The sequence below is a fragment of the Sinomicrobium soli genome (assembly GCF_003285545.1).
In the GTDB taxonomy this organism is placed as follows: domain Bacteria; phylum Bacteroidota; class Bacteroidia; order Flavobacteriales; family Flavobacteriaceae; genus Sinomicrobium.
Window position 1 is genome coordinate 20,178 of record NZ_QLNV01000024.1, and the last position, 10,667, is coordinate 30,844.

Below are 10,667 nucleotides of genomic sequence, written 5' to 3' on the forward strand. Positions count from 1 at the left end.
CGGGGCGACATCTTAACGTAATTTTTAGAAACGGTCCGCTAAAGAATTCTATCTTTACATCTTCTAAAATTGCAGGAGTAACTATGCCTTCAGAGTGTATTTCGTTGAGAGAAACAGGATATTTTTCCGGATTGATATGTGATTATGTGGAAAAAAAGGAAAGGCTTTCGCCGTTTTATCATCGTTTCCCGGAGCCTGCGGCCCTCGGGGAGCAGATGAAGGAGAAGCAGTCTTTTTACTCCCCTGAAGCGCGTAAGATACTCGGGGAAGTATTGAAACGGCAGTACGAAGGTACGGAGGTGTCTGCTGCAACCCGGTCCAATATGGAGGCGTTGACCGCTCCCGGTACCTTTACCGTGACTACCGGCCATCAATTAAACCTCTTTACCGGGCCGTCTTATTTTCTTTATAAGATAGTATCCGCTGTAAAACTGGCAGCGCGCCTGAACGAGACCTACCCGGAGAAAAAAGTGGTCCCGGTATACTGGATGGCCACCGAAGATCACGATTTTGAAGAGATCAGCCATTTTTATTTTAACGGGAAGAATTTTAACTGGAACAGGCCGTCCGGGGGAGCGGTAGGAAGGTTTTCTACCGACGGGCTGGAGGAGGTGTTCCAGCTGTTCTCAGCCGAACTCGGCCCGGGCACGCATGCCGATGAGCTCAGGGAGCTGTTCCGGGAGGCCTATCTCGGTCGTGATAACCTGGCACAGGCCACCCGGTTTCTGGTCAACCGCCTTTTCGGGCATTACGGGCTGGTGATCGTTGACGGGGACGACAAATTGCTCAAGGAGCGTTTTGTGCCGTATATGGAGGGCGAACTACTGGAGCATACCGCCTATGACCAGGTGTCGCATACCTCGGAAAAACTCCGGGAGGCCGGGTATGGCATCCAGGTAAACCCGAGGGAGATCAATCTCTTTTACCTCGGGGAGGATTTCCGGGAACGTATAGAAAAAGACGGGGACGGGTATACCGTGCACGGTACGGATATTTCATGGGGGCGGGACGCGTTGTTGAAACATCTCAGGGAAGCCCCTGAGCGCTTTTCTCCCAATGTGCTCATGCGCCCGCTGTACCAGGAAGTGGTCTTGCCTAACCTTTGCTATATAGGCGGCGGTGGTGAAATTGCGTATTGGTTGCAGATGAAGGATTTTTTCAATGCCGTAAAGGTACCCTTCCCCGTGCTGCTGGTGCGTAATTCGGTGTTGGTGATCAGTGCCAGGGAGCGGGAAAAAATGGAGCGCTTGCATTTGCAACCTGCCTCCCTCTTTATGGAGAGGGATGCCTTTATCAACAGGAAAGTCAGGGAGATCAGCGATATAGATATTGATTTCACTCCTCAGAAAACACACCTCAGGCAACAGTTCAAGGGCTTGTACGCCCTTGCGGAACGCACAGACAAGAGCTTTGAGAATGCCGTAAAAGCCCAGGAAGTAAAACAGCTGGAAGGGCTGGAAAAGCTGGAAAAGAGGCTGCTGAAGGCACAGCGCCGCAAACTTTCCGACCACGTGGTCCGTATTACCGGCCTGCAGGACGAATTGTTTCCGGGGCGGTCCCTGCAGGAAAGAACGGTTAACTTCTCCTGGTTCTACCGCGAGTACGGCAGCGGTTTTATCGCCGTACTGATGGAGGTGCTGGAACCGCTGGAAGGAGGATTTACGATATTGACCATGAAAGAGTAGCATGTCAATCACTATCTTTGCGGAAAAGAAAAACACGATGCACAACATAGATATGGATGTGGTAGACATGACCCTCGATGTCATGAAGTATGCCATAAGCCGGATTACCCAGACGGCCCCCGAACTGGGGCACCCCAAAAAGGAGGAGGAGCTCCGCAGGCTGGTGGGAGAAACCATCACCGATGAGGGGATTGGCGGAGAGAAAGCCTTCAGGCTGTTCCGCGACGTACTGGTCAGGGCAACAGTGCCCATAGACCACCCCCGGCACCTGGCCTTTGTGCCCGCAGCGCCTACCAGGGCTGCGGTAATGTTCGACCTCATTACCTCTGCATCCAGTATTCACGGAGCTTACTGGATGGAAGGCGCGGGAGGGATCTTCTGTGAGAATGAAGCCATGAAGTGGTTGGTATCCCTTACCGGTTTGCCGGAAGGTGCTTTCGGGGTGTTTACCAGCGGAGGTACGGCAGCTAATCTGTCGGCCATGGTCACGGCCAGGGAACACTGGAGAAATACCGCAGAAGCCCACGGCCGTGACCGGGGGTTGATGATCACTTCTGTCGGGGCGCATTCTTCCATTAAGGCCATGGCCAAGGTAATAGATGTGGACGTGTATCTCGTGGATTCAGAAGACAGGCTTTCGGGAGAGGGCCTGAAAGCAGCTATCGACAGCCTTTCGGCAGAACAGCGGCAGCGGCTCTTTGCCGTGGTGGCTACCGGGGGCACTACCAATGCAGGTATTATTGACGATCTGGACGGAATTGCCGGGATATGCGGGCAGGAGCAGCTGTGGTTTCATGTGGATGCCGCTTACGGAGGAGGGGCTTTGGCCGCCGATTCGGTACGCCATCTTTTTTACGGTATAGAAAGGGCAGACAGCATTACCATAGACCCTCATAAATGGCTGTTTTCGCCTTACGACTGCGGGGCGGTGATCTATAAGGACCCCGAACTGGCCAGGAAAGCCCACGCACAGGAAGGGTCGTACCTGGATATTTTCAAGGATGAGGGGGCACAGGGCTTTAACCCTGCCGACTACCAGATACAACTGACCCGGCGGGTGAGGGGACTGCCATTGTGGTTTTCCCTGGCCATGCACGGTACGAAAATGTATAAAGAGGCTGTGGAAAGAGGTATTTCCCTGGCGGGAATAGCCGGGGATATGATAGAAAGTTACCCGCAACTGGAACTGGTGCGGGAACCCAGCCTGTCGTGTGTGCTTTTCAGGAGGAAGGGCTGGTTGCCGGACGATTATACCCACTGGACGTATAAAAACCATCGCGACGGACTGGCCCTTGTGACCCCTACCAAATGGAAGCATGGAAATTCGTATGAGACCGTGGCCCGGTTCTGCTTTATCAACCCGGATACCACGGAAGAAGATATAAAAATGATCCTGGATACCATGGTATAGCACCGCGGGGTGTTTTGTGCCGCCTGTGGATAATTCCGGTAACGGAAATCCCCGATTTGAATTTGTTATTTGATATTTAGTAGTATTTTTGCGCATGCAACACGACGTACTTATTTTAGATTTCGGTTCGCAGTATACCCAGCTCATCGCTCGCAGGGTTCGCGAGCTCAATATTTACTGTGAAATTCACCCATTCAACAATTTGCCGGACGATATATCGCACTACAAGGCAGTAATCCTTTCGGGCAGCCCGTACTCGGTAAGGGCCGAAGATGCTCCTCACCCCGACCTGTCGGAGATCAGGGGCAGAGTGCCGCTGCTTGGCGTATGCTACGGAGCGCAGTACCTGGCCCATTTCGGCGGGGGAAGCGTAGAGCCCTCGGAGACCCGGGAATACGGCAGGGCCAATCTTTCCCATATTGCCGGGGGAGAACCCTTTTTTGAGGGGGTTTCTGTCGGGTCGCAGGTGTGGATGAGCCACAGCGATACCATAAAAAGGCTTCCGGACAATGCCGTGAAGATGGCAAGTACTGCCGATGTAGAGCATGCGGCCTATCGCATAGAGGGAGAACACACCTATGCCATACAGTTTCACCCGGAAGTATATCATTCTACGGACGGGAAGAAGATACTGGAAAATTTCCTGGTAAAGATTGCAGGGGTATCCCAGTCGTGGACCCCGGATAATTTTGTAGACATGACCGTGGATGTCCTCCGCGAACAGGTAGGTGACGACAAGGTGGTCCTGGCGCTTTCGGGAGGGGTCGATTCTACCGTGGCCGCAGTGCTGTTGCACCGCGCCATAGGTGAAAACCTGCACTGTATCTTTGTCAATAACGGCCTGTTGCGGAAGAATGAATTCGAGACCGTACTGAAGCGTTACGAAGGCATGGAGCTCAATGTGAAGGGAGTGGATGCTTCCGGTCGTTTTCTCGGTGCACTGGCCGGGGTCAGTGACCCGGAGGAGAAACGGAAGATCATCGGGAGGACCTTTATCGAGGTGTTCGACGATGAGGCCCATAAGATAAAGGATGTGAAATGGCTGGGACAGGGTACCATATACCCTGATGTGATAGAGTCGGTTTCGGTCAACGGCCCCTCGGCTACCATAAAAAGCCATCACAATGTGGGAGGATTGCCCGACTTTATGAAACTCAAGGTGGTGGAACCCCTTCGCATGTTGTTTAAGGATGAGGTGAGAAGGGTAGGTGCTTCCCTGGATATCGATCCGGCACAATTGGGAAGACATCCCTTTCCCGGACCGGGACTCGCCATACGCATTCTCGGCGATATCACCCCGGAAAAGGTGAGGATATTGCAGGAGGTAGACGATATCTTTATCAGCGGGCTCAAGAGCTGGGGACTGTACGACAGGGTATGGCAGGCCGGGGCCATCCTGCTTCCGGTAGACTCGGTAGGGGTTATGGGAGATGAACGTACCTATGAAAAATGCGTGGCATTGAGGGCGGTGGAAAGTACCGACGGGATGACGGCCGATTGGGTAAACCTGCCTTATGATTTTTTACAAAAGACTTCCAACGATATAATAAACAGGGTAAAAGGCGTTAATAGAGTAGTGTATGACATAAGTTCAAAACCGCCGGCCACCATAGAATGGGAGTAATCAATGAATTAAATACAAGCAGATGAACAGAATTGTCACAGTCTTACTGGTCTTCTTTCTGAGTGCGGTTGTCCACGCACAGGAGTTCGATACCCATGCGGTAAAAAAAGGAGAGACCCTGGAGAGCATAGCCCGGAAATACCAGGTGAGCACGTCTGATATTGTCCGTCTCAATCCGGAGGTAAAGAATGGCTTAACGATAAATTCCATCCTGATCATCCCGATCTCGGACCAGGCTAAAAAGGAAGGGCCGGAGATGACCCAGGAAGTGGTGTCTTTCATCACCCACAAGGTGAGGCGTAAGGAGACCCTGTTCAGTATTGCCCGGTTGTACAATGTAGGGGTAGACGATATAAAAAGATATAACAAGGAGCTCTATGGAAGACAGCTCAAGAAAAGGGAAAAAATACGTATTCCCCGTTATGAGTACAAGGCTGTAGAGGTTTTTAAGGACCCGGAACCGGATGATACGAAAGTATATACGGTACAGGCCAGTGAAGGAAAATGGCGGGTGGCCTATAAACACGGTATTACCATTGAAGAGCTGGAAAAACTGAACCCCGACATGGGAGATGTCCTGAAGCCGGGACAGGAACTGTTGGTGCCCGACAGCCCGGAACAACCCGAGAAGGAGGTCGATGACACTCATAACTATTACGTGGTACAGCCCAAAGAAGGGTTTTACCGCCTGAAGGTAAAGCTGGGGGTAACCAAAGAGGAACTCGAAGCTCTCAACCCCGAACTCAGGGACGGCGGGCTGAAAGCGGGCATGGTACTCAAACTGCCTAAAGACATCTCCGGGAATTTTGAGGTGGAAGACGGGGTGGTTACCGAGTCCTTTCATCTTGAAGACAGTATCCGCAGGGGGGAAACAACCAGCCTGGCCCTGGTGCTTCCGCTGCGGCTCAATGAAATGGGAGGAGGCGCAGACTATACCGAAAGGCTGAAGGGAAGCAAACTGCTCAGCCGTTCGCTCGATTTTTATACCGGGGCGCTGGCCGCACTGGATACGGCACGGCAGATGGGAATCTCGGTAAACCTCAATGTGCTGGACAGCAGGGGAGATGTTACGGGTGCAGGCGGATTGCTGGCTGCCAATGAATTCAGGACCTCCGATGCCATTATCGGACCTTTTCTTTCCAAACCCTTTAATGAGGTGGTTGCCGGGGTGAGGCACACTCCCGTGTTTTTGCCTTTTTCCGGAAATATAAGGTCGTCTGCAAATGTTTTTCAAACGGTGCCCGATGATAACGTTCTGCAGGGGAAGATGCTGAATTTCCTCAGGTCAGGAGGTGAGGACAAAGAGGTTATTATTATCGCAGACTCCAAAAATGCTGCAATACGGGCCACCTTACAGCAGGAATTGCCGGGGGCAAAGATACTTTCTCCTACCGAAGACAAATACATCCGGCTCGACGACCTGAAGAAACTGCTCAGTGACACCAGGGAAAACCGGGTTATCGTGGAAACGAACGACATTGTTTTACTGACCAATGTGACCGGGATACTGAACTCGGCACGTTCGGACAAACACAGGATTGTCATGTTTACGACAAAAAGGGGAAGCGCATACGATGCCGAAAGTATTTCCAATTTTCACCTGGCGAACCTCAATTTCCATTATCCTGCGGTAGACAAGGTATCTTCTGAAGATAATGCGTTCTCACAGGCCTATGAGAAGAAATTCGGGACCTCGCCCAACCGGTATGCGGTAAGGGGATACGACCTGACTCTCGATGTCATCCTGAGGCTTGCGTATAACAAGGACCTGTTCGATACGGCACCGAAGATCGGGGAAACCGAATATGTGGAGAACAAGTTCAAATACCACAGGAAATCCCGGGGAGAAGGGTTTTACAATAACGGGGCCTATATCGTAAGGTATACGGATAACCTTGAAATAGAAGAAGCGGGGAATTAATTGGTTGTTAGGTTGTTAAGTTATTAAGTTATTGGGTTATTCAGGCAACACTTAATAACCCAATAACCCAGTAACCTAATAACCCGGTAACCCAATAACAAAAACACAGCTATGACTTCCAGAGTAATTTACGAGGGAAACCTCAGGACTTCCTGCGAACACATCCGGTCGGGAAATACTTTTGTTACCGATGCACCCGTAGATAATAACGGCAGGGGAGAAGCCTTTTCTCCCACCGATACGGTAGCTACCGCCCTGGCCAGCTGTATGCTTACCGTAATGGGCATCAAGGCCCGGGAAATGGGGGCAGACCTCACCGGGACGCAGGCAGAAGTGACCAAGACCATGTCGGCCGGACCCCGGAGGATATCCGGGATTAAGGTTGTGATTGATTTCAGTATCGATCCGGATGACAAGACGAAAAAGATACTCGAACACACGGCCCGTACCTGCCCGGTGCATTACAGTCTTCATCCCGATATTGAGAAGGAGATCGTGTTTCACTGGCCGGGGTAATATTCCTTCCCGATTTCGTTTTATTATCTCTCTATAAATAAAATCAATAGGTTGTTTTTGACGGGACGAAAGTCCGGTTATTAACAACTTTGTATTTTCTATAGGTCCAAAATACCGAATATGTAAAAATCAAAAGGTTTTCGTTGTGAAAATTGCGAATTATTCGTGAAATAAAAGCAGATATTAAAAACTTTAAAAAGTGTTGGCTATTTCGTACTTTTGCTGGACTTTCAAAATAAAAAACTTTATACACAATGGCTTTTGATATTGATATGATTCAAAAGGTCTACGCAGAAATGGCCGAACGGGTTGACAGTGCCCGGGAGGTAGTAGGAAAACCGTTGACCTTGGCTGAAAAGATTTTGTATGCACACCTGTGGGACAAGACTCCTGGAAAGGCATTTGAGAGAGGGGTGGATTACGTGGATTTTGCACCGGACAGGATAGCCTGCCAGGACGCTACGGCACAGATGGCGCTGTTACAGTTCATGCATGCCGGTAAACCCAAGGTTGCCGTACCCACTACCGTACACTGCGATCACCTGATCCAGGCCAAAGTGGGGGCAGACAAGGATCTCAGAAGAGCCAATGAAACAAGTAATGAGGTATTCGACTTCCTGGGGTCGGTTTCCAATAAATACGGGATCGGGTTCTGGAAACCCGGAGCCGGGATCATTCACCAGGTAGTGCTTGAAAATTACGCTTTCCCGGGAGGAATGATGATAGGTACCGATTCGCATACGGTAAATGCCGGGGGGCTCGGAATGATCGCCATCGGAGTAGGTGGTGCGGATGCGGTAGACGTTATGGCGGGAATGCCCTGGGAACTGAAGTTTCCCAAGCTGATCGGGGTGAAGCTCACCGGAAAACTTTCCGGATGGACCGCTCCCAAGGATGTTATACTTAAAGTGGCGGGGATCCTTACCGTAAAGGGAGGAACCGGGGCCATTATCGAATATTTCGGGGAAGGTGCCGAGGCCATGTCCTGTACCGGTAAGGGCACCATCTGTAATATGGGAGCCGAAGTAGGGGCTACCACTTCCACTTTCGGGTACGATGCCTCCATGGACCGCTACCTGAGGTCTACCGGCCGTGCCGATGTTGCCGATGCGGCCAATGAAGTAAAGGAATACCTTACCGGGGATGCCGAGGTTTACGCAAACCCGGAACAGTATTTCGACCAGGTGATCGAGATCAACCTTGACGAACTGGAACCTCACCTGAACGGACCGTTTACACCGGACCTCGCTACGCCTATTTCCAGGATGAAAGAAGCTGCAAAGGAGAACGACTGGCCGCTTAAGGTGGAATACGGGCTGATAGGGTCCTGTACGAACTCTTCCTACGAAGACATCTCCAGGGCGGCATCCTTGGCCAAACAGGTGTCGGATAAAAAACTCAGGACAAAATCGAACTTTACCATAACGCCCGGTTCGGAACAGGTGCGGTATACCATAGAAAGGGACGGGCTCATCGATACCTTCAACAAGATCGGGGCCACCGTATTCGCCAATGCCTGCGGACCCTGTATCGGGATGTGGGACCGCGAAGGGGCAGACAAGGAAGAACGCAATACCATAGTACATTCCTTTAACAGGAACTTTGCCAAGCGGGCAGACGGTAATCCCAACACCCTTGCATTCGTAGGGTCTCCGGAACTCGTTACCGCGATCGCCATTTCAGGGCGGCTCGATTTCAATCCGCTGAAAGACAAACTGATCAATGAGGACGGAGAGGAAGTGATGCTCGACGAACCGAGGGGATACGAACTTCCGCCCGAAGGTTTTGCCGTAGAGGACGCGGGATACCAGGCCCCTGCAGAAGACGGTAGCGGTGTTGATGTGGCAGTCGCACCCACTTCGGAACGCCTGCAATTGCTGACCCCTTTCCAGCCTTGGGACGGTAAGAATATCACCGGGGCCAGACTGCTGATCAAGGCTTTCGGAAAGTGTACTACCGACCATATTTCCATGGCAGGACCCTGGCTGCGTTACCGCGGACACCTGGACAATATCTCGAACAACTGCCTGATAGGTGCGGTGAATGCCTATAACATGAAGACCAATTTCGTAAAAAACCAGCTTACGGGAGAATACGGAGGAGTGCCCGATACCCAAAGGGCCTATAAGGCTGCCGGGATACCTACCATTGTCGTGGGAGACCACAACTACGGGGAAGGATCTTCCCGGGAACATGCTGCGATGGAACCCCGTCACCTCGGTGTGAAAGTGGTACTGGTCAAATCGTTTGCCCGTATTCACGAAACCAATCTCAAAAAACAGGGAATGCTGGCGCTGACCTTTGCGAATGAGGCTGATTACGACCTGATCCAGGAGGATGATACCTTTAACCTGGTGGACCTGGAAGAATTTGCCCCGGGCAAACAAATTACCATAGAGGTCACTCACAAAGACGGCAGTAAAGACGTCATCAAAACAAATCACAGCTACAACGAAGGGCAGATCGGCTGGTTCAGGGCCGGTTCTGCGCTTAATCTTATCGCCGCAGGAAAAGCCTGATGGCCTGATATAAGTGTTAATGCCTGAAGGAAGGCCGCCTGAAATATCCGGGCGGCCTTTCTTTAATGTGCCAATTAGTCAATTAGCCAATGACTAAATTATCACATTGGCACATTATCACATTGGCACATTATCACATTGACACATTATCAAATTATCACAGATAGGGTATGAAGAAAATCTCAAGGAAACAGTTATATAATATATTGCTGATTGCCGCAGCGGTGATTGTTCTTTTTACACCGGTGGGAACAACGGTCAAGGTGTGGCTCAACAGGGTGATGGCTTTCAGCCCTTCGGAAATCCCGGACGGGAAACGGGAGAATATAGGCAGCTATCGATGGGACCTGCAATCGATAGACGGGGAGATATACGACTTTAACACGGCACGTGACCGGGTAGTCCTGGTCAATTTCTGGGCCACGTGGTGCCCGCCCTGTATTGCCGAAATGCCTTTTCTCGACGAGCTGTATAAAGACTACGGTGACCGGGTGGTATTCCTTTTTGTGACCGGAGAGGAAAGGGATGTGGTACGGCGTTTCCTGGATAAGGACAACTGGAACATCCCGGTGTATTTTCCTGTGAGCCAGGTTCCGGAAAAACTGTATTCCCGGACCATTCCCGCTACCTGGGTGATCGATAAGGAAGGCAATCTCGTTATGGCAAAGAAAGGGGCAGCCGACTGGAATAGCGATTCGGTAAGGGCCGTGTTGGACAGGTTATTGCGGGAATAAGGAGCCGTGAACAGGTTTAAATGAAATGTCATCCTATGTTTGTAGTGGTTTTGTCATTCCGGCGATAGTGTCTGTCCCGACCTCCCCCGATGCCCGGGACAAGTTAGCCGGGGAGGAATCTCTTTTGTACCGTTATGCTGTTGAAGTTCCTTTGATCTGGGGTTGAGATTCCCTGCCTGACCGGCCTTTAGATTTGTAAATATAAATAAAATCTATAATGATGATGTTGAAAGAGGGGGGGTCTGGGGGGAGACTAA

General features: G+C 51.0%; 7 protein-coding genes. All 7 read left to right on the forward strand.

The window, feature by feature from the left end; all coding sequences use genetic code 11:
• The first annotated feature begins 83 nt into the window (after positions 1–83).
• The 7 genes from bshC (at position 84) to DN748_RS18340 (ending at position 10,410) form a co-directional block, all read left to right on the forward strand.
• Entirely contained in the window at positions 84–1,685 is a 1,602-nt protein-coding gene (gene bshC / locus DN748_RS18310; protein ID WP_112373290.1) for a bacillithiol biosynthesis cysteine-adding enzyme BshC, read from the forward strand.
• A gap of 37 nt (positions 1,686–1,722) precedes the next feature.
• Positions 1,723–3,096, forward strand: a complete 1,374-nt coding sequence (locus tag DN748_RS18315; RefSeq protein WP_112373298.1) for a pyridoxal phosphate-dependent decarboxylase family protein — start codon at positions 1,723–1,725, stop codon at positions 3,094–3,096.
• Positions 3,097–3,190: 94 nt separating this feature from the next.
• Positions 3,191–4,720 (forward strand): glutamine-hydrolyzing GMP synthase, encoded by a 1,530-nt coding sequence (guaA, locus tag DN748_RS18320; RefSeq protein ID WP_112373291.1) that lies wholly within the window; start codon positions 3,191–3,193, stop codon positions 4,718–4,720.
• Positions 4,721–4,742: 22 nt separating this feature from the next.
• Positions 4,743–6,641: a LysM peptidoglycan-binding domain-containing protein gene (locus DN748_RS18325; protein WP_112373292.1), complete on the forward strand. Its 1,899-nt coding sequence runs from the start codon at positions 4,743–4,745 to the stop codon at positions 6,639–6,641.
• 111 nt (positions 6,642–6,752) lie between these two features.
• The gene (locus tag DN748_RS18330) at positions 6,753–7,157 is read left to right on the forward strand and encodes an OsmC family protein (protein ID WP_112373293.1); all 405 of its coding nucleotides are present in this window, start codon (positions 6,753–6,755) and stop codon (positions 7,155–7,157) included.
• Positions 7,158–7,411: 254 nt separating this feature from the next.
• Positions 7,412–9,676 carry an aconitate hydratase gene (locus DN748_RS18335; RefSeq protein ID WP_112373294.1) on the forward strand — a complete coding sequence of 755 codons (2,265 nt, stop codon included), beginning with the start codon at positions 7,412–7,414 and terminating at the stop codon, positions 9,674–9,676.
• 170 nt (positions 9,677–9,846) lie between these two features.
• The gene (locus tag DN748_RS18340) at positions 9,847–10,410 is read left to right on the forward strand and encodes a TlpA family protein disulfide reductase (protein WP_112373295.1); all 564 of its coding nucleotides are present in this window, start codon (positions 9,847–9,849) and stop codon (positions 10,408–10,410) included.
• The last annotated feature ends 257 nt before the right edge of the window (positions 10,411–10,667 follow it).

What these genes read in the sequence shown, in the direction of transcription:
- bshC (WP_112373290.1), top strand. Translation starts at nt 84, where the DNA reads ATGCCTTCAGAGTGTATTTCGTTGAGAGAAACAGGATATTTTTCCGGA.
- DN748_RS18315 (WP_112373298.1), top strand. Translation starts at nt 1,723, where the DNA reads ATGCACAACATAGATATGGATGTGGTAGACATGACCCTCGATGTCATG.
- DN748_RS18330 (WP_112373293.1), top strand. Translation starts at nt 6,753, where the DNA reads ATGACTTCCAGAGTAATTTACGAGGGAAACCTCAGGACTTCCTGCGAA.
- DN748_RS18335 (WP_112373294.1), top strand. Translation starts at nt 7,412, where the DNA reads ATGGCTTTTGATATTGATATGATTCAAAAGGTCTACGCAGAAATGGCC.
- DN748_RS18325 (WP_112373292.1), top strand. Translation starts at nt 4,743, where the DNA reads ATGAACAGAATTGTCACAGTCTTACTGGTCTTCTTTCTGAGTGCGGTT.
- DN748_RS18340 (WP_112373295.1), top strand. Translation starts at nt 9,847, where the DNA reads ATGAAGAAAATCTCAAGGAAACAGTTATATAATATATTGCTGATTGCC.
- guaA (WP_112373291.1), top strand. Translation starts at nt 3,191, where the DNA reads ATGCAACACGACGTACTTATTTTAGATTTCGGTTCGCAGTATACCCAG.